This is a genomic window from Methylomonas koyamae (assembly GCF_001644025.1).
Lineage (GTDB): Bacteria > Pseudomonadota > Gammaproteobacteria > Methylococcales > Methylomonadaceae > Methylomonas > Methylomonas koyamae_A.
This window is the reverse complement of sequence record NZ_LUUK01000214.1, coordinates 1-26128: the sequence shown is the minus strand read 5'-3', so window position 1 is coordinate 26128 and position 26128 is coordinate 1. Positions and strand designations below refer to the sequence as shown.

General features: G+C 54.9%; 20 protein-coding genes and 3 tRNA genes. 4 read left to right on the top strand and 19 right to left on the bottom strand.

Annotated features, from left to right (window positions below; translation table 11 throughout):
• Window positions 1-246: 246 nt before the first annotated feature.
• The 15 genes from A1355_RS21455 to A1355_RS21385 all read right to left on the bottom strand — a co-directional run bounded on the left by A1355_RS21455 (window position 247) and on the right by A1355_RS21385 (window position 18019).
• On the bottom strand, window positions 247-1164 hold the full coding sequence (locus A1355_RS21455) for a hypothetical protein (RefSeq protein WP_064031323.1): 918 nt from the start codon (window positions 1162-1164) through the stop codon (window positions 247-249).
• A gap of 40 nt (window positions 1165-1204) precedes the next feature.
• The gene (locus tag A1355_RS26310) at window positions 1205-3010 is read right to left on the bottom strand and encodes an ABC transporter ATP-binding protein (protein ID WP_064031322.1); all 1806 of its coding nucleotides are present in this window, start codon (window positions 3008-3010) and stop codon (window positions 1205-1207) included.
• Complete coding sequence (locus A1355_RS21445; RefSeq protein ID WP_064031321.1) at window positions 3007-4197, bottom strand: ABC transporter permease; 1191 nt, start codon at window positions 4195-4197, stop codon at window positions 3007-3009. The genes A1355_RS26310 and A1355_RS21445 overlap by 4 nt, the downstream gene beginning before the upstream one ends.
• Before the next feature lie 217 nt (window positions 4198-4414).
• A complete protein-coding gene (locus tag A1355_RS21440) occupies window positions 4415-5488 on the bottom strand; it encodes an ABC transporter permease (protein ID WP_064031325.1) in 1074 nt (357 codons plus the stop codon).
• Between the two features lie 159 nt (window positions 5489-5647).
• Complete coding sequence (locus tag A1355_RS21435; RefSeq protein WP_064031320.1) at window positions 5648-7495, bottom strand: ABC transporter substrate-binding protein; 1848 nt, start codon at window positions 7493-7495, stop codon at window positions 5648-5650.
• A 185-nt stretch (window positions 7496-7680) separates the two neighbouring features.
• A complete protein-coding gene (gene fabV / locus A1355_RS21430; protein ID WP_064031319.1) occupies window positions 7681-8871 on the bottom strand; it encodes an enoyl-ACP reductase FabV in 1191 nt (396 codons plus the stop codon).
• Between the two features lie 473 nt (window positions 8872-9344).
• Window positions 9345-11210, bottom strand: a complete 1866-nt coding sequence (locus tag A1355_RS21425) for a SurA N-terminal domain-containing protein (protein ID WP_064031318.1) — start codon at window positions 11208-11210, stop codon at window positions 9345-9347.
• 100 nt (window positions 11211-11310) lie between these two features.
• A tRNA-Asp gene (locus tag A1355_RS21420) sits at window positions 11311-11387 on the bottom strand.
• Window positions 11388-11393: 6 nt separating this feature from the next.
• Window positions 11394-11469 (bottom strand) — tRNA-Val (locus A1355_RS21415).
• Between the two features lie 13 nt (window positions 11470-11482).
• Window positions 11483-11755, bottom strand: a complete 273-nt coding sequence (locus A1355_RS21410) for an HU family DNA-binding protein (protein WP_064031317.1) — start codon at window positions 11753-11755, stop codon at window positions 11483-11485.
• Window positions 11756-11943: 188 nt separating this feature from the next.
• Window positions 11944-14355 (bottom strand): endopeptidase La, encoded by a 2412-nt coding sequence (lon, locus tag A1355_RS21405; protein WP_064031316.1) that lies wholly within the window; start codon window positions 14353-14355, stop codon window positions 11944-11946.
• 163 nt (window positions 14356-14518) lie between these two features.
• On the bottom strand, window positions 14519-15796 hold the full coding sequence (gene clpX / locus A1355_RS21400) for an ATP-dependent Clp protease ATP-binding subunit ClpX (protein WP_064031315.1): 1278 nt from the start codon (window positions 15794-15796) through the stop codon (window positions 14519-14521).
• Window positions 15797-15892: 96 nt separating this feature from the next.
• On the bottom strand, window positions 15893-16528 hold the full coding sequence (gene clpP, locus A1355_RS21395) for an ATP-dependent Clp endopeptidase proteolytic subunit ClpP (protein ID WP_064031324.1): 636 nt from the start codon (window positions 16526-16528) through the stop codon (window positions 15893-15895).
• Between the two features lie 17 nt (window positions 16529-16545).
• Window positions 16546-17841, bottom strand: a complete 1296-nt coding sequence (gene tig / locus A1355_RS21390) for a trigger factor (RefSeq protein ID WP_064031314.1) — start codon at window positions 17839-17841, stop codon at window positions 16546-16548.
• Between the two features lie 94 nt (window positions 17842-17935).
• Window positions 17936-18019, bottom strand: a tRNA-Leu gene (locus A1355_RS21385).
• Between the two features lie 191 nt (window positions 18020-18210).
• Here A1355_RS21385 and A1355_RS21380 point away from each other — a divergent pair.
• Window positions 18211-18567: a DUF192 domain-containing protein gene (locus A1355_RS21380; RefSeq protein ID WP_197471875.1), complete on the top strand. Its 357-nt coding sequence runs from the start codon at window positions 18211-18213 to the stop codon at window positions 18565-18567.
• A 60-nt stretch (window positions 18568-18627) separates the two neighbouring features.
• Here A1355_RS21380 and topA read toward each other — a convergent pair whose 3' ends face one another.
• From topA to A1355_RS21360, 4 genes are all read right to left on the bottom strand, one after another.
• Complete coding sequence (gene topA, locus A1355_RS21375; RefSeq protein ID WP_064031312.1) at window positions 18628-20946, bottom strand: type I DNA topoisomerase; 2319 nt, start codon at window positions 20944-20946, stop codon at window positions 18628-18630.
• 15 nt (window positions 20947-20961) lie between these two features.
• Window positions 20962-21429 (bottom strand): DUF494 family protein, encoded by a 468-nt coding sequence (locus A1355_RS21370; protein WP_064031311.1) that lies wholly within the window; start codon window positions 21427-21429, stop codon window positions 20962-20964.
• Window positions 21430-21438: 9 nt separating this feature from the next.
• Window positions 21439-22485 (bottom strand): DNA-processing protein DprA, encoded by a 1047-nt coding sequence (gene dprA, locus A1355_RS21365; RefSeq protein WP_064031310.1) that lies wholly within the window; start codon window positions 22483-22485, stop codon window positions 21439-21441.
• 91 nt (window positions 22486-22576) lie between these two features.
• A complete protein-coding gene (locus A1355_RS21360) occupies window positions 22577-23611 on the bottom strand; it encodes a LysM peptidoglycan-binding domain-containing protein (protein WP_064031309.1) in 1035 nt (344 codons plus the stop codon).
• Window positions 23612-23870: 259 nt separating this feature from the next.
• On the opposite strand from A1355_RS21360, the gene def reads away from it, so the two are divergent.
• The 3 genes from def to A1355_RS21345 all read left to right on the top strand — a co-directional run.
• Window positions 23871-24377, top strand: a complete 507-nt coding sequence (gene def, locus A1355_RS21355) for a peptide deformylase (RefSeq protein ID WP_064031308.1) — start codon at window positions 23871-23873, stop codon at window positions 24375-24377.
• 11 nt (window positions 24378-24388) lie between these two features.
• Window positions 24389-25315, top strand: a complete 927-nt coding sequence (fmt, locus tag A1355_RS21350; protein WP_064031307.1) for a methionyl-tRNA formyltransferase — start codon at window positions 24389-24391, stop codon at window positions 25313-25315.
• Window positions 25312-26128, top strand: an 817-nt coding sequence (locus A1355_RS21345) for a transcription antitermination factor NusB (RefSeq protein WP_331710130.1), incomplete at its 3' end; no start/stop codon positions are given. The genes fmt and A1355_RS21345, both read left to right, overlap by 4 nt.

Genomic DNA, 26128 nt, shown 5'->3' with positions numbered 1-26128 from the left:
CCCTTCCGAAAACCCTCGCCGAAATCGCCGGCGCGCAGGACAAATCGGCAGGATAGCCGGTTTGCATGCGATAGCACCCGAAGGGCGAGGCACAAGGATGTGCCGAGTGAACAAGCGGCATGGGGTGGCCTTTTCTTTGGTTTCTTTCTTTTGGCCAAACAAAAGAAAGAAACTCGGCTGTCGGGCCGAGACCCGACATTAAAACAAGTAATGGCAATTCAAAACCCTGCGTACGATACGCTGCCGCTAATCGTATCTTCGAGGATTAATCGGGCTAACGCGCGTTGAAACGTATAGGGCCGATAAATTTTCCGGAACAGAATTTCTATTTGCTAATTCTATTCTGACGTCATCCCAGTCTACCAAAAGCGGAACAACATTCTGTTTATCGTCTTTTGATGTCGCTAAGGCAGCTAGCCCGATGGTGTCACCTACATACAGATTCTTATAACGCTGATGCATAGAATCGATTTTGCCTCGCGCTCTATCAATTTCGTTTTGGGTGAGTTCTCGCACTAGATTTTGAATTTTACCGATGCAAGATATGTAGTCTCGCACGGCCGCCGAAAGACTTACTTCATTCGACATTTCCGCGAGAACACTGGCCTTAAATTTTCCCGCTTCAATCAAATCGCTCTTTCGAGCATATACGTCATAACGAAATTCAATCGATTCATTCGGTCCACGATGCCGATCAGTTTCCGGCTTGAAGAAATGAATTGGGGTACCTCTATGCTGGACATGATTGCGCATCGCTTCCATGAGTCGGTAATTGAAACATTTATCATATAAGCGCTTTTTCTCCATATTGAGCTGGTCAGTGGCTATCACTTGGGAGGAAAGAACTTTCTTGAGGTCCTGCGGAGACTGGTCAAGATATAGCTTGGTTGAAGTAAGTAGATTTATTAACCGTAGATTTAAGTTTCCCCAACCAACTTGAATTTCAGAATAGGATTGTGGACTACGAACGATACCGGATAACGACATATCTATCAGGGCTCGCTCCCAGTCCAGATAATTTGCTATCAGGTAGTCGAATTTTTCTTCTAATGAATACCCGCATCTCAATTTCTCACGCGCGTCCACAAGTTCAAAAAACTCTTCCTTCGAAATAGGAATATTGGGGCATTTTCCGCAGGAAAGGAGTCGAACTTCGTATTTCATAACCTCGTTACAAAAAACCGCGCATCATTTGAACAATCTTCTACACCACCAACCTCGGCACCGCCCCCAACAACCTCCGCGTATACTCATGCTCCGGCGCCCCGCAAACCTCAGCCGTCGAACCCTGCTCAACAATCTTCCCCTGATACATCACCACCGTCCTGTCGCTCAAATACTCCACCACGCCGATGTTATGGGTGATGAACAACAAAGTCAGATTGCGCCGGCGGCGAATCTCCAACAGCAATTGCAGGATTTCCGCCTGCACCGACACATCCAGCGCGCTGGTGATCTCGTCGCAGACGATGAATTCCGGGTTCAGGGCCAAGGCCCGCGCCAAGCCGATGCGCTGGCGCTGGCCGCCGGAGAATTCGTGTGGGTAGCGCCACAGCGCCTCGCGACCGAGTTGCATGTCGTCCAACAATTGCTCGGCCAGTTCGATGCGCTCGTCGCGGTTGGCGCCGATGCCATGCACCTGCATCGGCTCGGTCAGCGTGGTTTCGACCAGCAGGCGCGGATTCAGCGACGATTGCGGGTCTTGAAAGGCGATCTGCATCTGCCGGCGCATCGGCCGCAATTCTTTTGCGGATAATCCGACCAGTTCCCGGCCGGCTATCTTGATGCTCCCGGCGGTCGGCGGCTCCAGTTGCAACACCGCCCGGCCCAGCGTGGTTTTGCCGCAGCCGGATTCGCCGACCAGCGCAACGATTTCGCCGCGCGGAATGTCCAGGCTCACATCATCGACCGCTTTGATGTGATCGACCACCCGGCGCAGCAAACCCTTACGCACCGGAAACCAGACTTTCAGGTTGCGGATTTGGATTAAGGCTTGAGACTGCACTGCCACTTGGGACGGCGTATTGCCGGAACTTGTCTTTGCGAAAACGGCCGGCTGAGCGGAGCTGGCGCCGTTTGCTTCGACTCCGCTCAGCAAGCGGCTTAGTTTAACGACGCTGCTCTCACCGCAGGCGCGGTGAGAGCCTTCAAAAGCTGGCGCATCGACAGGCTCAGCGCGAACGGTGGTTGGCGGTGCGGAGGCATCTGGTTTGGCGAGATTTTCCGGCACCGAGGCCAGCAACTTTTGGGTATACGGATGTCGCGGCCTACTCAGCACTTCGCGACAGCGGCCGGCCTCGACCAGACGACCGAACTGCATCACGCCGACCCAGTGCGCCATTTGCGCGACGACGCCGAAGTCGTGGGTAATGAACAGCATGCTCATGCCGGTGTCGTCCTGCAATTGCCGCATCAGGCGCAGGATTTCGGCCTGCACAGTGACGTCCAGCGCAGTGGTCGGTTCGTCGGCGATCAACAACTTGGGCTGGCAGGCCAGGGCCATCGCTATCATCACCCGCTGGCGCTGGCCGCCGGACAATTGGTGCGGGTAATCGCGAAAGCGCGCGCCGGGGTTGGGGATTTGCACTTGGGTCAACGCCACGACCGCGCGTTGCTCCGCTTCTTCCGCGCTCATGTTTGGAAAATGCAGGTGCAACGCTTCGATAATTTGCTCGCCGACGCTAAGCACCGGATTCAGCGAAGTCATCGGCTCTTGAAAAATCATCGCGATCTGAGCACCGCGCACTTGGCGGATGTCGGCGTCGGGCAAGGCCAGCAGGTCGCGGCCGTCGAAAATGATTTCGCCGCTCGGATGGCTGGCGATGCCGTCCGGCAATAGGCGAATCACCGACAAGGCGCTGATCGACTTGCCGCTGCCGGATTCGCCAACCAGGCAAAAGGTTTCGCCTTGCGGAATGTCGAAGCTAACGTCCTCGACCGCCTTGACCGGCTCGCCCCCGGTTTGTAAATAGGTGCGCAGGTGTTTGACTTGCAGTAACGGCGAACTCACGACTCGCCTCCGTTGCGGCGCGATAGCTTGGGATCGATGGCGTCCCTGAAGGCTTCGCCGATCAGGTTGTAGGCAAACACGGTCATGAAAATTGCGCCGCCCGGAAACACCGCCATCCACCAATTGAAGGTCGAAGACTTGACCGCCTGATCCAGCATCGCCCCCCAGGACGGCGCATCGACCACGCCAAGCCCGAGAAAGCTCAGCGTGGCTTCCGACAAGATCGCCCCGGCCACGCCGAAGCTGACCGCGACCAACAACGGCGCGACGCCATTGGGCAGCATATGGCGGAACAGTATCGAGTGTAGCGGTAAACCGCTGGCAATCGCCGCTTGCACGTAATCCTGCTTGCGCAGTTTTAAAAACTCGGTACGCACGTAACGGGCGTAACCGGACCAGCCGGTGACGCCGATAATCACCATCATCATGTACAGGCTGCGGCCGAAGAAGGCGACGAAGGTCAGCAACAAAAACAAGGTCGGAATGTCCTCGAAGATTTCCACCAGCCGCATGCCGAGCATGTCGACGATGCCGGAGAAATAGCCCATCAGCCCGCCGACGACGATACCGATGGCTAGCGCGATGCCGGTGGCGATGAAGCCTATGCTCAATGCAATCCGGCTGGCGTGGATCATGCGGCTCAGCACGTCGGCGCCGTTTTCCTCGGTGCCCATCCAGTGGGTGTGGCCCGCGCTGGCGAACGGCGCCTCCAGGCCCTTGCTGCCCAGATCGCGTAAATAATCGCCGGGCGCATAGGGTATCGGCGGCATGATTTTCCAATCGACTTGCACATATTCCGGGCCGCGAAAATCGTCGTAAATCACCAAGGCTGGCGGTTGCACGGTCAGGTTGGCGACCAGTGCGGCGACGGCGGTGCCGGACAAAAATACTAGAAACTTGGCACCGCCCGCGAGCGGCAGCCGGGACACGGCCAGCGCGATGAAAAATGCCACCAGTATCCAGGCATCCTCAATCGATAGATAACGCAACACCGGCGCGGAAATCTCGCCGTTTTTGCTCATCAATAACGGCATCGAGTTGGCGAGAAACGGCGCGAACACCGCGAACAACACCAACACGCCAACCCAGGCCAGTCCGAATTTGACGCCGACGCCGTCCAGCGTGCGGCGCCAGATGCGGGCGGAGAAGGATTGCCGGCTGATTAAGGGTTTAGGAGATGACGCCATTGGCTACCCTGTTTGATACGCCGTATAGCGGCAAGTCGATTCGCACGATGCGACTTTTAACCTACCCCTGATTTTTACAGCTATTCCGTTGCCACCCTCTGGGATATAGAGTCTGAACCCTGCGACTGCCCTTAGGACAGGCTTTTCGAAGCCTGATGTGGTGCGCCCTTCGACAAGCTCAGGGCGAACGATGTTTAAGGACCGGGGTTGTAGCAACTTAGTCATAACTCACCCTAGGATCGGCCAAGGTGTAGCAGAAGTCGGCGATCAAATAGCCGACCAGGGTTAGAAAGCCGCTGATCCAGGTAATCGACAACACCAGCTCGCGGTCCCTGCCCTTCACCGCTTCCACCGCCAATTGGCCCATGCCGTTGATGCTGAAAATGTTCTCGACGATCAACGAGCCGGCCAACAAACTAGGCAACAAGCCGGCCGAAACCGTAATCAACGGCAACAAGCTGTTGCGGAACACGTGCGTCCACAGCACGTCGCGTTCGGCCAAACCCTTGGCGCGGGCGGTGCGGGCGTAGTCGGCGTGCAGGTTCTCCAGGATCGAGGTGCGGGTCAATTTCGCCAGCGCGGCGAAACCGCCGTAGGACAAGCAGATCACCGGAAGTACCAGATGCCAGATCCGGTCCAGCAGAAAGCCGCGCACGAAGCCGCTGTCGTTCCAATGCGGCAGAAACGGCATGTCCAGCGCCTCGCGGGCGCTGAGGCCCGCGGTCGGGAACCATTGGAAATATTGGATATTAGCGAAAAAGCCCAGCAGCAACACGCCGGCCAGCATGGTCGGAATCGACCACAGAGCCAACATCGACAAGCTTGCGCCGATGTCGAAGGCGCCGCCGCGTTCGGTTGCAGACTTCATGCCGATCCAGATGGCCAGCGCATAAGTGAACGGTATGGTCACCAGATTCAGCAACAAGGTAATCGGGATACGTTCGGCCAGAATGTCGGCGACCGGTCGGCCGTATTGAAAGCTGGTACCGAGGTCCATGCCTTTGGTCAGCGAGAACGACTTATGACCTTGTTCGTCGTCGACGAAGCCGATCGGCGACACATTGTTCAGCCAACGCAGGTATTGCAGCGGCGCAGGTTGATCCAGGCCGTAGCGCTTGTTGTAATAATCCAGCAAAGCCTGCTTTTCCTGCGGTTTCATGTCCATGCCGCCGACCAAAGTCTGGGCGCTGATACCGCCCGGCGAGGCTGCCATCACGGCAAACACGACCACGGTGATGCCGAGCAGGGTCGGCACCATCAACAACAGGCGGCGCAGCAGATAAGTCAGCATAACGAATTCCTTTTGAGTGCCGAGAGAAAAATCCATGTCAAATCGGCCGGGATTGCCGAGCTCCAGACTTCAGGGACGTTCAAGGCCAACACCCTCCATGGTATCTGGTCCCCGGCAATCCCTGCCGGGGTGACGCAGCGCTGCAAGCTCGTCATGACTTTATTGCGTGTATTTTTGCTGGGCCAGCGGCACGTAGTTTTCCAGCGGCAGCGAGCCCAGATTCAGACCCAACTTGGTCATTTGCAGGTTGTGGATGCGCTTGTCGACGAACAACAAACTTTTACGGCGCATCAGGAACGTGTACGGCTGATCTTCGTAGAGTATGCGTTCCGCCTGTTGCCACAGCGGCATGCGCTTGGCTTCGTCGACGGTACGGCGAGCTTCATCGATCAGCTTGTCCAATTCAGGATTCTGGTAACCGATGAAATTGTCGCCCTTGCTGATCGCCTGCGAGCTGTGGAAGGCTTGGTACAAGTCGGTTTCGATGCTGCTGGTCCAGCCCAAGGTGATCGCGTCGAAGTCTTTTTTATCCAGATTTTCCAGCATCACCGGCCATTCCTGCGGAAACGGCACCAATTTGACCCCGGCCTTGGCGTACAGGTCTTTCAGCAAGAGCACCATACGGCTGGTATCTTCGTTGGCCTGAAAATAGGTCAGTTTGAACTCGAATGCTTGGCCGGCCTGGTCTTCCAAAACGCCGTCTTTATTGCGATCTTCGTAGCCGGCTTCTTTCAACAAAGCCTTGGCCTTATCGAGATTGGCTTGATAGGGCTGCAAGGCGGCGGCGTGCTGTTTGCTGGCGTTGCCGAACGGACTGACTGCCGGCTCGGCGTAACCGAGAAACACGTCCTTGATAATCCGGCCGGTATCGGTCAGGTAGGTCATGGCCTGACGTACCCGCTTGTCGGCGAAACGAGTCGGCTTACCGCCGCGTATCTGGTTCCAGCCGATATAGCTGTATCCGACGACCGGCGGCATGTATTCGAAGCTCTGGCTTTTGCCCTGAATTTGCGCATCGTTTTGGAGCTGTCGGTATTCGACCGGGCGCGCCGAGTAGGAATCGATGTCGCCGTTGCGGTAGGTGGTCAAACGGGCACTGTCGTTTTGGATAATTTTCCAGAGGATGCGGTTGTAGGCCGGCTGAACGTCGCCCCAATAGCGCTCGTTGCGCAACAATTCGACGCTGCCCTGATCCGGGGTCCAGTTTTTCGGGTCGGCCAATCTATAAGGGCCGCTGCCGAGCAACAAGCCTTTGGATTCGTTGAATTTTTGCGGTTCCTTTAGATAAGGTTCGTAAAAATGCTTGGGCATGATGTTCATGCCGCCGGCCAGTGACAGCGCCTCGAAATAAGGCTCTTTAAACACGAACGTCACTCGATCTTTGCCGTCGGCCTTGACTGACTGAATCTTTTCCAGATAAGCACGGTCGCGCGGCGCCTGAATCGCGTCGGTCATGATGAACGTAAATGTGAACGCCACGTCTTCAGCGGTCAGCGGCTGGCCGTCGGAAAAAGAAACGTCGTCGCGCAAGTCAAAGCTGATCGTTAAACCATCCTCGCTAACCGTCCAGTTTTTCGCGACCAAACCTTCCCAGGCCAAGGTATCCGGATTGCGGGTGATCAGGCTTTCCTGCACGTAACTTTGCACGTTGGCGGCGTAAGCATCGGTCGATATCAGCGGCGTGATGGTTTTCAGATTAGTGCCGAAGGCTTCGACGCTCCAATCGCCACGGGCGTAATCGGCCAACTTGGTTGCCGCGTAGGCGCGCTGAAAGGCTTGAGCAACCTGACTGCTTGGCGGGTTCGCCGTTTGCGCGCTCAACGCCCCGCTACCGGCCAGACCGCGCAACTCCCTCACCGCTTGCGCCTGATCTGCCAGTGCGGTTTGCATGTCGCTGAGCTTCAGCCATTGCCTATCGATTTGATACATTGCTAGCAAAATCAGTACGATAACCAAGCCAAGCAATGAGTAGAGTATCCAGTCTCTGGTAACGGAGGAAGTTTGCATAGTTCCAATGATTGGCGGAGTGTAAACAAAAGTGTCGGAGACACTGATTTTGAACCGGGGCGGTTCAAACCCAATCCACCCCGGCCTGTCGACCTATTCTTCAACGAAGTATCCGGGACTTCTCCGGTGTACCGCGCCTAGCAATTGCCGGTGGGCAACGATGGCTACCCACCGAATCTCCCCGCCTAAGCCAAATTGACGATCGGCACTTCCGGATTGACGTCAGCGTCGTAATCCACGCCATCGACCTCGAAGCCGAATAACCGCAGAAAATCTTGCTTGTAGCCGGCAAAGTCCGTCAACTCGTTGATATTTTCGTTATCGATCCGAGACCAGAGCTCGCTGACCTCATCTTGTACTTGAGGGGCCAATTCCTTTAAGTCGGCGCGAATGCGACCTACTTCATCGAGAATCGGCTCTGCCCCATAGAGACTGTCCCGGAACAAGCCGTTGACTTGTTCGATGCAACCTTCATGGGTACCAGCTTCCTTCATGACCTTGAACAACAGCGCCAAATACAAGGGCATCATCGGAATTGCAGCGCTAGCCTGGGTGACCACGGCTTTTAATACCGACACCCTGGCATCGCCGCCTAGCGCGGCCAGCTTGTGCCGTATGTCGACAACGCGCTTGTCCAAATCCTGCTTCGCCGCGCCTATCGTACCGTCCCAATAGATGTCCTTGGTTACTTTCTCGCCAAGATAGGTGAACGCCGTGGTTTTTGCGCCGGGCGCCAGAACGTCGGCGTCAGCCAATGCGTCTATCCACATTTGCCAGTCTTCGCCACCCATCACCGCGACGGTATTGGCGATTTCTTCGTCGGATGCCGCAGGCAGCGTGAATTCCTTGATGACCTCTTTGTCGGTATCGATACCGGTTTGCACCAAGTCCTTGCCGATGGGTTTCAGCGTCGAATTGTAGGTCACCCCGGTTTTCGGATGGGTGCGGCGCGGCGCGGCCAAGCTGTAGACCACCAGATCGATTTTGCCGAAATCCTGTTTGATGGCATCTATCGCTTTTTGTTTGATATCGTCGGAAAAGGCGTCGCCGTTGATACTTTTCGCATACAAACCTTCGGCTTCGGCGAATTGATGAAAAGCCGCGGAGTTGTACCAGCCGGGGGTACCGGGTTTATCGGCGGTTCCTTCGCGTTCGAAAAACACCCCTAGGGTTTTGGCGCCGGCACCGAATGCCGCGACGATACGCGACGCCAAACCGTAGCCGGTGGATGCGCCTAAAATCAGTACGTTTTTGGGGCCACCCGCTATCGCTCCGCCGCTTTTAACGTAGTCGATTTGCTGTTTGACGTTGGCGGCGCAGCCGACCGGATGGGTGGTGACACACATAAAACCGCGAACGCGAGGTTTGATAATCATGTAGCTCCTTAAAATCAAGCCGTTAAAGAAAGGACAGAGTTGCGTGGCAACGGTCCGGTTGTTAATTTTTAAGGTAACTAATCAGTGAATCGCATCACCTTGCAAATCGCCGATCGCCCCCTTTTGATCGAGGTGGTTGAGGCGAATTCAACAAAAAAGCCTCAATCTCGCCCCACTCAACCCTCTCCGAGCGGAGAGGAGTCCCTGCGTGTCACGCTGAGTAGTTACTTCTAAAGTTTATCGCAAGCCTAGCTCGAACAGAACAACTATCTCGAATCCCGACGATACCGGAATCTCATCCCCGATAATCGCTGACAAGCACAGAGGTGACCGGATACCGCACGCAGACTTGTCAGTTCCATGATCGCCGCCCGGTAACTCAATGTGCGGAAGAGATGAACCTGACGGCAACGTGTGCCCACGCCCATAAAAAAAGGGAGCCTAAGCTCCCTTTTCATAGTCATCACGATACCTTATTGCTTTGGCGCGTGGATCTCGATATCCGCCTTGGCTTGCAATGCATTCAACACCGATTCGAACTGAGCCTTGCCGAACGCGCCCGCCATATTCTTGGCAATCACGGCTTGTTTGTTTTTATCCGCATCGGTCATTCTGCCTTCGTTGACTTGATTGATGCTAACAATTAATTTGGCACCGCTCTCGTCGTCGATAATCGTCACGCTAGGCTGACCGGACTTGGGCTTGGCCGCCTTGAAGACAGCCTGATTGACCGGCATCGCCAGATCGCCGCTGATCCGGGTCAAGCCATTGACTTTTTTGGCCTGCAAATGCCGGGCATCCGCAATTTGCGTTAAGCTCTTTCCACCCGCCAGCTCCTGACGGATCTGCTCGGCCAACGCAGCCTGTTGCTGTTTGGCGCGATCGCGCTGGATCGCGGCGGCAACCTCAGCCTTCACCTGCTGCAGTTCCTTGACCGACGCAGGCTGATGACTGGCCATCCGCAACACGACGAGTTTGTCACCACCAACTTCAATAGGCTCGCTATTGCTACCTTTTAACACGTCTTCGGAAAATGCAACGGCGCGAACTTTCTCTTCCGCGGCGATACCGACACCGTTGGCACGGGTAAACACTCCTGATTTCTGCGGTTGCACGCCCAGTAGGTCGGCAGCGGCGGCAAGGCTGTCCGGATTCTCGTAACTGACTTCGGCCAGTTTCTCGGCCAGTTCGTTGAATTTAGTCTCCGCCTGCGCTTTTTGGTAAGCCTTGGCGACATCGGCCTTGACTTGCTCGTAAGTTTTAATTTCGCCTGGCACCAATTCGGTCGCCTTGATCAGATGGTAGCCGAACGAGGTCCTGACCGGCTCGGATACTTGACCGACCTGCAACGCCAATGCCGCTTCCTCGAAGGGCTTTTCCATGACGCCTGGCGCAATCAGCCCCAAGTCGCCGCCCTTTTTAGCGCTCAACTTGTCGTCGGACATTTCGGCGGCAACCGCGGCGAAATCCTTGGATTGCAACGCGGCTTGGGCTTGCCGGGCTTTTTGCAGCGCGGCTTGATCGGTCTGCTCCTTACCAACCGCAAACAGTATGTGGCTGATTTTTCGGCGTTCCTTTGTAGTGTACTGCGCTTTTTGCTCTTCGTAATAAGCCTTCAGCTGGTCTTCGGTCGGCTTAATCTCGCCGGCCAATTTATCCAAGGACAGTTCCACATAGTCTATAGAGGCCTGCTCTTCAGTCTGATAGGCATCTTGATGCTGTTGATAATAGGCGCTGATGTCTTCTTCGCTGGGTTGCTCGGTAGACTTGACCAAGGGTAGGGTCAAATATTCAATATCGCGGGTTTGATTTTGCAATTTAAAGAAGTTGTCGATTTCGGCCGGCGTTACGAAACTGGTATCGATAATCGCCCGTTGAAATTGCTCCATCACCAAAGCCTTCTTGATTCGATTCACAAACTCGGCGGACGACATACCTTGCGAGCCCAATAAGGTTTGATATTGAGTCTTGTCAAATTTGCCGTCTTTTTGGAAATACTCCAAACCTTGGATAAATTCGCGGGCGGTTTCGTCGCTGACCAGCAGCTTTTCGTCCTGCACATATTGCAGCAAAACTTCGTCGCGAATCAGTTTTTGCAGGGCCTGTTTTTTTAGGGTCTCTTCGTCGAACTTCATTCCCGCCAGATTCTGCGCGAATTGCTGATAGGCTTGCTGAACATCGCGCTGATAGAAGTCTTTATCGCCTACCGATACGACCGGAATTTCCTTACCGCCGCCGAGATAGTTTTGGATACCCCACAAACCGAAGAGCACGCATATCAAGATCAATATGATTGATGCAAAGATACCCTGCACCTTTTCTCTTATTTCTAAAAGCATAAACGCTGTCCTTAAAACAGAATGACACCTGAGCGCTTCAGGCAAAATTTAACACGCAAAAAAAAACCTCGCACCGTACAACGGCCCGAGGTTTCTGTTTTGGCGGAGCGGACGGGGCTCGAACCCGCGACCCCCGGCGTGACAGGCCGGTATTCTGACCAACTGAACTACCGCTCCAAAGTCTGGTGGGTGCTGAGGGGTTCGAACCCCCGACCCTCGCCTTGTAAGGGCGACGCTCTCCCAGCTGAGCTAAGCACCCGACTAAAGAGCGACTAGTTTACAGCATCTTTTAAAGATTTGCCAGCCTTAAATGAAGGAATTTTTGCGGCCTTGATGGTGATCTCTTCGCCGGTTTGTGGATTGCGGCCTTTACGTTCCGCTCTTTCTTTAACTTCGAATGTACCAAAGCCAACCAGTGCGACGGCTTCGCCTTTTTTCAGCGAATCTTCGACGGCTTTGATAAATCCATCCAATGCGCGACCGGCATCGGCTTTTGTCAATTGGGACGCACTGGCGATTGCATCGATAAGTTCCGATTTATTCATTTATTTCCCCTTAGGATGTCGTTTTATTAATTATTGCTCTGCAAACAAGCGGTTTGTGCCAACCGGCTATCCACCAACCCGATGACGGTCTCTCTGGTGTAGAGAGGCCGCCATTTATATCAACCGCCCACAAGCCGTGTCAAGCGTTGCAGTCCTTGATTTACAAGGTTTCCCGCTTGGTCGAGCCGTCAGTGGGCAACGACGCCCGGCTTGATCGGGTCAACTTTACCGCTCGGAGATTCGGCAATCTCCGCCACCGGAGAAATCGGGGTCGGCAGATGCTGCAAGGCCAAGCCGAGAACCTCGTCTATCCAGCGTACGCACTTGATGGTCAGATTGCGTTTGATGTTCTCCGGAATCTCTGTGAGGTCTTTTTCGTTCTCAGCCGGAATAACCACCGTCGTAATGCCGCCACGATGCGCCGCCAACAATTTTTCCTTCAATCCCCCGATCGGCAACACCTCGCCACGTAACGTAATTTCTCCCGTCATCGCCACGTCGGCGCGTACCGGAATTTTCGTCAAAGCCGAAATAATCGCGGTGCACATGCCAATACCCGCACTGGGGCCGTCTTTCGGGGTCGCGCCTTCCGGGACGTGGATATGAATGTCGGTTTTTTGAAAAATGTCGCTATCGATACCGAGGATATCCGCGCGGCTACGCACCACCGTCACCGCCGCCTCAATCGACTCTTTCATCACGTCGCCCAACTTACCGGTCGCCAGTTGCTTACCCTTACCCGGCATAACCGCGGTTTCGATGGTCAACAACTCACCCCCGACTTCAGTCCAAGCCAAACCGGTGACCTGACCCACCTGATCGTTATCCTCGGCCATCCCATAGCTAAAGCGCCGAACGCCCAAGTACTTATCCAAGTTCTTGTCATTGACGACGATTTTCGACTTCCTGGGCTTGAGCAAAAGATCCTTGACGACTTTGCGACAAATTTTGGAAATCTCGCGCTCCAGACTGCGCACGCCAGCCTCGCGGGTATAGTAGCGAATGATGTCCTTGACGGCAGATTCGGAAATTTGAATCTCGGATTCAGCCAACCCGTTATTCTTGATTTGCTTGGGCGCTAGGAATCGGAGCGCGATGTTTATTTTTTCATCCTCGGTATAGCCGGACAAGCGGATGATTTCCATCCGGTCCATCAACGGCGCTGGGATATTCATCGTGTTCGCGGTGGCGACGAACATAACGTCGGACAGGTCGAAATCGACCTCCAGATAATGATCTGAAAAGGTATGATTTTGTTCCGGGTCCAGAACCTCCAACAATGCCGAAGCCGGATCGCCACGAAAATCCATAGCCATTTTATCGATTTCGTCCAGCAGAAACATCGGATTGCGAGTTTTGATCTTAGACAGATTTTGCAAAATCTTGCCAGGCATCGAACCGATATAGGTGCGGCGATGACCGCGAATCTCGGCCTCGTCGCGTACGCCGCCCAACGCCATTCTCACGTATTTACGGTTGGTGGCACGCGCAATCGACTGTCCCAGAGAAGTCTTGCCGACACCCGGAGGGCCGACTAGGCACAGGATAGGCCCTTTTAATTGCTTAACGCGCTGCTGAACGGCCAAGTATTCGAGGATGCGCTCCTTGACCTTTTCCAAACCGTAGTGCTCTGCTTCCAGAACCTCTTCCGCCACCTTCAAATCGTGCCTCACCTTGGTTTTCTTTTTCCAAGGTACATTGACCATCCAGTCAATGTAGTTTCGCACCACGGTCGCTTCCGCCGACATTGGCGACATCATTTTCAGCTTATTGAGTTCCGCGGTCGCTTTGGTTTTCGCCTCGGCGGTCATCCCCGCCGCCGCAATTTTCTTCTCCAGTTCCTCGATTTCGTTGCTGGCTTCATCCATTTCGCCGAGTTCTTTCTGAATCGCCTTCATCTGCTCATTCAGGTAATACTCTCGCTGATTTTTCTCCATCTGCTTCTTAACCCGGCCACGAATCTTTTTCTCCATTTCCAGAATATCGACCTCGCCTTCCATCAAGGTCATCAGATTTTCCAGACGCGCGGCGACATCGACCAACTCCAGCATGGCTTGTTTTTCATCGACCTTCAGCGCCATATGCGCCGCCATCGTGTCGGCTAAGCGACTGGGGTCATCGATGCCGGCCAAGGAATTCAAAACTTCGGGCGGAATCTTATTGTTCAGCTTGACATACTGATCGAAGGAGTTGATCGCGGTTCGCTGCAACACATCCAATTCCTGCTCGGAAACATTGATTTCGTCTTCCAATTCGACGACGCGAGCCGCGCAATAATTTTCGACTTCTTGATATTGAATGACCGAGCAACGTTGATTGCCTTCCACCAACACCTTGACAGTCCCATCCGGCAGTTTGAGCAACTGCAGAATGTTGGCCAGGGTACCGACCTTATACAAGTCGTCAAAGCCAGGGGCGTCTACATCCGCTTGCTTCTGTGCCACCAGCAAGACTTGCTTGTCTTGTTTGATAGCCGCATCGAGAGCATCTATCGACATTCCTCTGCCGACAAACAGCGGTATGACCATGTGCGGGTAAACTACCACGTCTCTGAGCGGCAGTACGGGAATTAATTCGTCTGTGGATTTTGAATGGGTCATTGGCTTAGCCCTCTTGAGCAACTGAAAACTGACTGTAATCCTATATGAGGTTGATGTTTCAGAAAACAAGTATTTCCGGCGAAACAAAAAAAAGAGGCGCTTATCCGAAGATAAACGCCTCTTTTCGCCGCAGATCGGGCTTAAAAGAGCAAAAATTGAACCATCATATATCGGAGGCGGCCATTTTCTGCTCGGTCTCGTACACCAAAATCGGCTCGGACTTGCCAAGTATCACCGTTTCGTCAATAACGACCTTGGCGATTTTTTCGTTGGAAGGCAATTCGTACATCGTGTCCAGCAGCACGTTTTCGACGATGGTTCGAAGACCGCGGGCGCCGGTCTTGCGCTCCATGGATTTGCGGGCAATCGCCGACAACGAATCGTCGCGGAACTCCAATTCGGCACCTTCCATTTCGAACAAGTGCTTATATTGCTTGATCAACGCATTTTTCGGCTGAGTCAGAATTTGAATTAATGCATCCTCATCCAACTCATCCAACGTAGCGATCACGGGCAAGCGTCCAACGAACTCCGGAATCAAACCATACCGGATCAGGTCCTCGGCACGCACGTCCGCGAAGATCTCGCCAACATTGCGTTTGTCGTCCTTGGTTTTAACGTCGGCGGAAAAGCCAATGCCACCTTTTTCGGTACGGTGTTTAATCACTTTGTCCAAACCTGCAAACGCGCCACCGACTATGAACAATATGTTCGCGGTGTTGACCTGCAGAAAATCCTGCTGGGGGTGCTTGCGGCCGCCTTGCGGAGGCACGGAAGCCACGGTGCCTTCGATCAACTTCAACAGCGCTTGCTGCACGCCCTCGCCGGACACGTCACGCGTAATCGAAGGATTATCCGATTTGCGGGAAATCTTGTCGATTTCGTCGATATAAACGATACCGGTCTCCGCCTTTTCGACGTCGTAATCGCATTTTTGCAATATTTTGAGGATGATGTTCTCGACATCCTCGCCGACATAACCGGCTTCAGTCAGCGTCGTGGCGTCCGCGATCGTGAACGGAACGTCCAGCAATCTGGCCAGCGTTTCGGCCAACAGCGTTTTACCAGAACCGGTTGGACCGATCAGCAAAATATTACTCTTCGCCAATTCGACATCCGATTTTTTGCTATTGCTACGCAAGCGTTTGTAGTGGTTGTAGACGGCAACGGCCAAGATTTTTTTAGCCTTGTCCTGACCGATCACATAGTTATCGAGTTCCGCCTTGATTTCTTTCGGCTTGGGCAGGGCCGCGGACGATCCGGACGACAGTTGGTCTTCCATCAATTCGTCGCGAATAATTTCGTTACATAATTCAACGCATTCGTCGCAGACGTAGACGGATGGGCCGGCGATTAGCTTCCTGACTTCGTTTTGACTCTTACCGCAAAAAGAACAGTAAAGCAGCTTCTCGTCGTCTTTACCTTTTTTGTCTCTACTCATGGACCAACTCCATCCAAACAGATCGCTTCATCGTTTCGATGAACAATTAAACAAAACCAAGCAGGGCGCGGCACCTATCAGCGCCGCGCCTTGCTATCACGCAATACGGCTAGCCAACACTTTATCGATCAAACCGTATTCGACGGCTTGGTCGGCGCTGAGAAAATTGTCCCTATCGGTATCTTGCTCGATTTTTTGCAAGGTCTGTCCAGTATGGTTGGCTAAAACCTTGTTCAAACGATCGCGAATCGCCAGAATTTCCCGCGCATGAATATCGATATCGGACGCCTGCCCTTGGAAACCGCCCAAGGGCTGGTGAATCATCACTCTGGAATGCGGCAGGCAGTAACGCTTGCCGGCCGCGCCGCCCGCCAACAGCAAGGCTCCCATACTGGCGGCCTGGCCGATGCACATTGTGCTGACGTCCGGTTTGATGAACTGCATCGTATCGTAAATCGCCATCCCGGCCGTTACCGAACCGCCCGGCGAATTGATATACAAATGAATGTCCTTGTCCGGATTTTCCGATTCCAGAAACAACAGTTGGGCCACAACCAGATTAGCCATGTAATCCTCAACCTTGCCGACCAGAAATATCACCCGCTCTTTCAACAGACGGGAGTAAATGTCGAACGATCTTTCCCCACGGGCTGTTTGTTCAACCACTATAGGCACCAACCCGCCAGCGGCCTGGGGTGCCATCATATCGTTCATCGCATTTTGGTTAAACATCATAAGCCCTCATTTAGTTAACGTTTTTCCATAACTTCATCAAATCCTACCGTCACGTCGGTGATTTTAGCCTGACTTACTATCCAAGCAACAGCCTGATCTTCCAAAACCATCTGCTGAACCTCGTTCAAGCGGGCTTTATCCGCGTAGTACCAATTGATGACGTCTTCCGGACGCTCGTAACTTTTTGCCATGTCTTCAACGACTTCGCGCACTTTATCGGCGTCGACTTTAATCTCGTTCTTCTGAATAATCTCGCCCAAAATCAAGCCTAGCGCGACGCGACGTTTTGCCTGCGCCTCGAAAGTATCGCGGGGAAGATTCAGGTCTTCCAGCTTCAACCGCATGTTTTTGGCACGTTCGGCGTAGGGCTGCATCAGAGCTTCGACTTCTTGATCGATCAATGCGTTCGGAATCGTAAACGTGATGTTTTCGAACAAAGCATCCATCGCGGCGGTTTTCAATTTGTTTTTCAGTGCGTTGACCAACTCCCGATCCATATTGGCGCGAACGTCCGAACGGAAGGCCGCAAGCTCACCCTCTTCCACTCCATAGGCCTTAATGAACTCTTCGTTGACTTCCGGCAAGACCGGTTCTTCGATTTTGACGAGTTCCACCTCGAACTCAGCCGATTTACCCGCCAGTTTCGGGTTGTTGTACTGTTCTGGGAAAGTCGCTGTAAAAGTCTTGGTGGCGCCGACCGACAAACCCTTCAATTCGTCTTCAAAACCGGGAATCATTTGCTTGGCGCCAATTTCGACTTTGTAATTCTCGACTTTACCGTCGGTGAAATTCTCGCCTTCGGAAACACCCGAAAAATGAATCGTCACTTGATCGCCTTCTTGCGAGGCCCTCTCGGTTTCCGCCCAAGTTTTCTTTTGTTGACGCAACTTTTCGATCATCGCATCGACATCCGCTTCCTCGACCGTGGCGTTCGGACGCTCGATTTGCAGCCCGGATATGCCATCCAGGGTCACTTCCGGGTAGACTTCGAACTCCGCGACGTACTCGAAACCCTCGGTCTTTTCGCTGGGATGGATATGCGGATGACCGGCCGGCACCAACTCCTGCTGCTGAAGCGCTTCGAAATACGTCGTTTGAATCAAATCGCCGGTGACTTCTCCGCGCACTCGCTCGCCGTACAGTTTCCTGATCATGCTGGCCGGCACCTTGCCCGGCCGAAACCCATCCACTTTGACTTCCCGCCCCAAGCGCTTCAAACGAGTTTCCATTTTTTCCTGAACCACGGCGTCAGGAATGCTGACGGTCATTTTTCGGCTTAATTCGGATGTCTTCTCGACAGAAACTTGCATTGCATTACCTCGAACAAATTAAAAAAATAAATGGGGGAATCGATCAGCGGAGCCAGCTAAAGACTTGGACGCAGTATCCATGCGTAAGAGACTATGGTGCGAGCGGGGAGACTCGAACTCCCACGGGGTTACCACTGGAACCTAAATCCAGCGCGTCTACCAATTTCGCCACGCTCGCAAAATAAATGAACGCGGCATTATAATCAGCCGCCCCCCCAAACACAACCCGGCCCGTCTGATTCCGGCATGACTCTATCCGAAACTCGCATTTTATTGCTACTGATGTGGCTAACGACTTTTTCCTGCCGCCTTGAAGCCGCGTCCCAAGATTCGGGTTTCAACACTTTGATCAACTTGCCCGACCAACACTTGGCATTGTGGGTTTCTGTCGCGGCCGATCGCGACAGCCGCGAAAGAGGATTGATGCACAGACGGGAATTGGGGCGACGAGAAGGCATGTTGTTTGTTTATCCAAGCGCCAGACGCATCTCGATCTGGATGAAAAATACCTTACTACCGCTGGATGTGCTGTTCTTGGACGACAGCGGCCGCGTCGTCGCCATCCTTGATAATTTGCCGCCCTGCCGCAGGGATCCGTGCCGGGTTTACCAAATGGCACGCGCGACCAAGTACATGCTAGAAGTCAATGCCGGCTTCGCGGCGGACAACGGAATATCGATCGGCCAAGCTCTCGCCTTGCCCGAAGTCCCTTATGCGGAGGAATAACCGGAAGCGTCTAGTTTTTCAGGCCCACCCGCCAACGCCACCGATTACCCCAATCGAGTTTTAAGCGGGTCCGTTAACATCGTCAGGATCGCCTTCGTAAGGCGTTGCATATTTACACTCTTTTTGCGGGCAAACTTTTTCCGTTCCGCGCCGCTTAGTGGTTTTCAACGTCAAAATCGGCCAATGACACTCCGGACAGGCTTCCTTAATCGGCGCGTCCCATAGCGCGTAGTCGCATTTGGGATACTCGGAGCAGGAATAGAAAATTTTGCCGCTACGAGCCTTGCGCTTAAGGATATTGCCTTGCTTGCACTGCGGACACTCAACACCGGTGTCCTGCGGCTTTTCCAGCGGTTCGATGTGTTTGCACTTGGGATAGGCACTACACCCCAGAAACTTGCCGTATCGCCCAGTCTTGATGACCAACGGCGACGCGCACTTCGGACAATCGCGACCTTCGGCCACCTCCGGCTCGGCAGTTGTAACGCTGCTCTCCTCGCCGATATTTCGGGTATAAGAACAGGTTGGGTAATTCGTACAGCCGATGAAACGACCGTTACGCCCCAAACGGATCGACAACGGGCTACCGCATTCCGGGCAGGCCTCGTCTATGCTTTCCTGGGTCACATCCTTGCGCTGCACACTCTCTTCTTTCTCGTTAATCAATTGCGTGAACGGCCGCCAAAAGTCGTTCATCAACGGAATCCAATCCTTCTCTCCGCGCGACACCGCATCCAAGTCGTCTTCCAGATTGGCGGTAAAGCTGTAATCGACGTATTTGGTGAAATGTTCGGTCAGGAACTTGTTGACGATGCGCCCGACATCGGTCGGATAAAACCGCTTATTTTCTATCGTCACGTATTCGCGATTTTGCAAGGTCGAGATAATCGTCGCGTAAGTGGACGGACGACCGATGCCGTGTTCTTCCAGAGCCTTGACCAGACTCGCCTCGCTGTAACGCGGCGGCGGCTCGGTAAAATGCTGCGTCGCGGCGATGTCGTTCAACACCACCGGGCGACCTTCTTCCATCGGCGGCAACAGACTGTCCTGATCGTCGGCGGCTTCCTTGCTGTCGTCCACGCCTTCCAAATACACCTTCATGAAGCCGGGATTGGTCACCGTGGAACCGGTGGCACGAAACACGTTCTGTTCGCTACCGCAATTCAGGTCGACCGCCACTTGATTCAAGGTGGCGTGGATCATCTGACAGGCGACGGTGCGCTTCCAGATAAGATCATAGAGCTTGAATTGCTCCGCGCTAAGCCGGTTTTTTACCAGTTCCGGCAAACGCTGTACCGAGGTCGGCCGAATCGCCTCGTGGGCTTCCTGAGCGTTTTTTGATTTGGTTTTAAACTGCCGAGGTTCCTTCGGCACGTCCGCCGCACCGTATTTTTCGGCGATCAGGGCGCGAATGTCGGCGATGGCTTCGTCGGCCAGGTTGACCGAGTCGGTACGCATATAGGAAATCAAACCGACGGTCTCGCCCCCCAGATCGATGCCCTCGTAGAGTTGCTGCGCGACCATCATCGTTCGCTTAGTCGTGAAACCCAACTTACGCGCCGCTTCCTGTTGCAATGTCGAGGTTATGAACGGCGGCGCCGGATTCTTGCTTCGTTGCTTTTTTTCCAGTTTGGCAACGATCAACTTGCCGTCGGCCTGTTCCAGCAGTGACTGCTTGGCTGCGGTGGCGGCTACTTCGTCGGCAAAACTGAATTGATTGAGTTTCTCGCCGCGGTAGTGCGTCAACTTGGCTTTGAAAGGCTGACCTTGCGCGCTGGCGTCGGCGGTATGCGACCAATATTCGCGAGTTTTAAACGCCTCGATTTCCAGTTCGCGCTCGACGATCATCCGCAACGCAGGGCTTTGCACGCGGCCGGCCGATAAACCGCGCCGGATCTTTTTCCACAATAGCGGCGACAGGTTGAAACCGACCAAATAATCCAAGGCCCGCCGCGCTTGCTGGGCGTTGACCAGATTATTGGAAAGTTCCGTCGGATGAGCGATCGCTTCGGTAACGGCTTTTTTGGTAATTTCGTGGAAGACTACCCGCAGAACTTCCTTATCCTTGAGCAGCTTCTTTTCCTTCAAATGCTCGTAGACGTGCCAGGAAATCGCTTCACCCTCGCGATCAGGGTCGGTTGCCAGATACAAAGTATCGACATTTTTCAGAGCTTTGCCGATTTCCTGCAAGTGGCGCTGATTGCGATCGATGACCTGATACTTCATCGAGAAACCGTTTTCCGGATCGACGGCGCCCTCCTTGGGAATCAAATCTCGAACATGACCGTATGAAGCCAGCACCTGGAAGTCTTTTCCAAGGTATTTTTCGATGGTTTTACATTTAGCCGGAGACTCTACGATGACTAAACTCTTGCTCATGCTATCCGTGTACTATCAATGCAAAGAAGTCGGAATCAGATCGTAAACGATATCTTCCATTCTAGAGAAAGCGGCGCTGTCACCGGGCTGACTCAGCAGCACCATCAACACGATCCATTTCAACTTGTCCAACGTAATCTCTTCTTCCTTCAGCGCCATCGCCCGATCAATGGCAATCTCCCGATTCGCCGGACTTAAGATACCGGTGTGCTCAAGATACATCAGAAAGTCGCGGCATTCCAGATCGAAAACCGCCATTTCCTGACTGCCGAATATCCGAAAGGACGGGGAAGCGATCGTCGAGATGGTTTCAATATCGGCCAGCGACTCCAGCCAATCGAAGGCTCTATTGACATCGGGCTGCTGAAAACCGGCATCCAGCAGTTCGCTGGCAATGACCGAAGTGTCGGGATAGTTATCGCTATCGCCGTCGAGATAGTTTTCGAACAGATAGATGAGCACATCAAAAATGTCTTCTTTCATTAAAAGCCTTTACTTGATTCTGAGGTAGCTACCGCCGGCGACCCCGGCTATATAGCCCTGCAGCTCCAGCACCAACAGCATCGACGACACTTCCTCCGCCGCCCAGCTACTGTTCCGGACCAACGTATCAACCGTTGTGGGGCTGTACGGAATCAAATTCAATAGATTTTGTTGTTCCAGGTCAAGCGCCGTCTGCGGTAATTCGGGGCCAGACCGCATACTGCGTTGATTGTATTGGCCTAATTCCTCAAAAATATCATCGGCTGTTTCCACCAATTTAGCGCCTTGCCGGATCAAACCGTTGCAACCGCGCGCCAGCGGGTTGTGAATCGAGCCCGGAATCGCGAACACTTCGCGGTTTTGTTCCAAGGCTAAGCGGGCGGTAATCAACGAACCGCTCTGTTGGGCGGCCTCGACGACCAGCAAACCAACGCACAATCCGCTAATGATGCGATTCCGTTTGGGGAAATGTCCGGCGTTCGCGGTGGTACCCGGCGGAAATTCAGAAACCAACGCACCTTTCGCGGCGATTTCAGTGGCCAGCGCTTTGTGGCAAGCCGGATAAACTCGATCCAAACCGGTGCCGGCCACCGCGACGGTGTTACCGCCAACGCTTAACGCGCCCCAGTGGCTGGCGGCGTCTATGCCGAGCGCCATGCCGCTGGTTACGGTATAGCCGGCCTCGGCCAGGGCCTTGGCGAACTCGGTCGCGGTATCCACCCCAGGCGGCGACGGATTGCGACTGCCGACGATGGCCAGTTGCGGTTCCAACAACAGTTCCGGTTTTCCTTTGACGAACAATACCGGCGGCGGATCGGCGATTTCCCGAAGTTGGGCCGGATATTCCGGATCATCCAGCGTCAGAATGTAATTTCCGGCTTGGGACAGCCAAGACAAATCGTAGTCGACACGCTGCCAGTCCGGCTGAAGAATGGCATCGATTTGCCGTTCGCTAAAGTCGAGCGACCTTAAATCGGCGCGGGACGCGGCCAACACATCGGCGGGCGAGAACCGCTCCAACAATCGCCTCACCGATTTGCCGCCGATCCCCGGCATGCGCAGAAGAGCCAGCCACTGCCGAGTTTCCGGATGCCCAGCGTCTTTCAAGCGAGGTCCGAAGGTCTCGAGGGAACTTGAAGGTCCCGCGTCAAGGCGTTTGCACCCGATCCAAGGTGTGCATCGCCGCGGTGGCCTTCATCACTAATGCATAACTGACCCGTTCGAACGGCCGAAATACCATCAGAACCCCAGCCTGCTCATCCGGCATTTTCACCGCGACCGGCTGCTGAGACTGATAGCGATCCAGTATCATCTGCCCGCGCCGGTAGACGTCCAGAGTATGCCCGGCTTCCAGGCCGTCGGCGCTACCCCGGTCGATGACCACGACATCGTGCTGGCCGATTTGCGACACGCCCCCCATGACCCGAATGATGCTGCCGACCACCCGTTTTTCCGGCGGACGCGGAAAATAGTTCAAGGCCATTTCGCCCGCCGCGGTCGGCATCAAACGGTCGCCGCGTTGAATCTCGGTATCCGACTTATTGACCGCGAACGTGGCCGGATCGCCAATATCCTGCAGGGTTGCGTCGGCGACGAATTGCGCCTCGTAACCGAGAATTTCCTGACTCAGCGGATCGACATAAGGCTTTCCCTGCCGGAAGATTGTGTACCCCAGGCTTTGCGGCTCGTCGATACCCCGTACGTAAACACCGTCGCCGGCACCGGCGATCAGATGCTCGCCGACGAAACCGATCACGTAGGGCGCGTTTTGCAATTCCTCGGCGCTGACCACTTTCGGCGAATTCAAAAACTGGACGATCGCATCGCTCGGAATCATTTGCACCGCGCGGTCCACCGCCGATTCTCGCACCTTGGGCAGCACTTTTTCGTCGCCGCCCGGCGGTGTCAAACTCAGACGCGGCGCGCCGTTGACGTAGGAAAAATAAAGCGTATCGCCCGGATAAATCCAGTGCGGGTCCTTAATCAGAGGGTTGTTGCGCCAAAGTTCCGGCCATTGCCAGGGGTGTTGCAAGAACCTCCCGGAGATGTCCCACAGGGTATCGCCCCTGACCACGGTGTACTGGTCCGGATGGTTGGGATTGATTTGCAACTCGTCGGCCCGAACCGCGGCGCATGCCAGAGCCAGGAAAAGCAAAACTGCCGGTAAGGTGCGCGAAAACATAGGAAGTCCTGAAAAAACCGAGCTAAACGAGACAAATGACAATTCCGAGACCGAAAGTCAGCCTATTGATGGCCCCTTGATTTGTTGGCCGCGCCGCAACGGTAACATGATGGATGACGGCGCACAGTTTAGATGATTTGCGATGGAATGCCAGCCCCGCGCCGGCTTCGCCGCCAAGGCCATCCCCGCTTCGAATTCAAAGCCGAACCGATTTCGGATAAAATTAGCGGCTTACCGATACAATTAACTGGAGTAATGGGTGAGTATTCTTAAGATCCTGGAATTTCCCGACAAACGGCTGCGCACGGTCGCCGCGGAAGTCAGCCAGGTCGACGACGACATCAAAACCCTGGTCGATGATATGCTGGAGACGATGTACGCCGCCAAGGGCGTCGGCCTGGCCGCGACGCAGGTCAACGTGCATAAGCGCGTACTGGTTATGGATGTCAGCGAGAACAAGGACGAACCGATCTGCCTGATCAACCCGGAAATCATCGAGCGCGACGGCGTCGAGGAATCCGAGGAAGGCTGCCTATCGGTTCCCGGCTTTTTCGAGAAAGTCAGTCGCGCCGAGCATATCAAGGTCCGGGCACTAAACCGCGACGGCCAAAGCTTCGAAATCGAAGCCAGAGACCTGTTGGCCGTCTGCATACAACACGAAATGGACCATTTGCTCGGCAAGCTGTTCGTCGATTACCTGTCCCCTTTCAAACGCAACCGGATCAAGGCCAAATTGGACAAAATCCACAAGTCTCAGGGCTTATAAAGGACTTCCCGATGAACATCGTCTTCGCCGGCACGCCGGACTTCGCGGTACCGACGCTGCAAGCCCTGATCGCTTCGCGGCATCGAGTCGTCGCGGCTTACACCCAGCCCGACCGCCCCGCCGGTCGTGGCCGAAAGCTGACCGCCAGTCCGGTCAAGACCCTGGCTATGACGCACGACATTCCAGTCTACCAACCGGAAAACTTCAAACAACCTGGCGCGATTGAAGCGCTGGCGGCCTTACAGCCGGATTTACTGGTGGTGGTCGCCTATGGGCTGATCCTGCCGCAGGCCGTACTCGACATTCCCAAATTCGGCAGCCTCAACGTCCACGGCTCGCTACTGCCGCGCTGGCGCGGCGCGGCCCCCATCCATCGCGCCGTGATGGCCGGCGATGTCGAGACCGGCATCACGATCATGAAAGTTGTCAAAAAGCTGGATGCCGGCGACATGCTGTACAAAGTCGCCTGCCCGATCGGCCCGACGTCGACCAGCAGCGAACTGCACGACCGCCTTGCACTGATGGGCGCGGAAGGCTTAGTCACAGTCGTCGATCAAATCGCCGCCGGCAACGTGGTCGCCGAGCCGCAGGACGAAGCGCTCGTCACCTACGCCCACAAACTCGAAAAAGCCGAAGCGATTCTGGATTGGTCGGAATCCGCCGATGCGTTGGACCGCAAAATTCGTGGTCTGAATGCCTGGCCGGTCGCGCAAACCAGCTTCGACGGTCAAGTGTTGCGCGTGTGGCGGGCCGCCGTGGTAGCCCGGCCGCTCCGCGGCGCGCCGGGAACGGTGGATTGCGGCGAGCACGCTTTGGACGTCGCCACCGGCGCCGGCACCTTGCGGCTGCTGGAAGTGCAGTTACCGGGCGGCAAACGGCTGAACGCCCGCGACTTCCTGAACGCCCATCCGGCCGACGGCGCGGTGTTGGGATTATGAACCTTCGCGGCTGCGCGGCGCAGATACTCGCCAAGGTCCTCGCCGACGGCGTTTCCTTGACCGCCGCGCTCGACGCCGGCCTGCCCAAAATCAAGGACCACCAGGACAAGGCCTTCGTCCAAGCCTGCTGCTACGGCGTAATCCGCCACTATTTCGCACTGGAATTCATGCTCGGCAAACTACTGTCCAGGCCGTTGAAAGCCAAGGATACCGATATCAAGGCTTTACTGTTGGTCGGGCTTTATCAGCTGCAGCACATGCGGGTCAAGCCGCACGCGGCGGTCTCGGAAACCGTCGCCGCCACCAGCCACAAACCTTGGGCCAAAAACCTGGTTAACGCGGTGCTGCGCCAGTATCTGCGCGATGCCGAAGCGCTGACCGCCGCCTGCGCCGAAGACGACCAAGCCCGTTCCAACCATCCGGCCTGGATGATCGCCGCGTTTGCCGCCGACTGGCCCGACCACTACCCCCGGCTGCTCAGTGCCGACGACCACGCCCCACCGATGATGCTACGCGTGAACGCACTGCGCGGCGAACGCGGCGCGTATCTGGACGAACTGGCCGCGGCCGGCATCGCGGCCCAAGCGGTGGACGGCTGCGCGACCGCGCTGCGATTGGACCAGGCGTTGTCCGTCGAACAACTACCCGGTTTCGCGGACGGTCGCGTATCGGTGCAAGATGCCGCCGCTCAGCTGGCCGCCGAACTACTCGACGTGCAAGCCGGCCAACGCGTACTCGACGTGTGCGCCGCGCCCGGCGGCAAAACCGCCGCGATCCTGGAAACGCAACCCTCGGCCGAGGTGTTGGCGATCG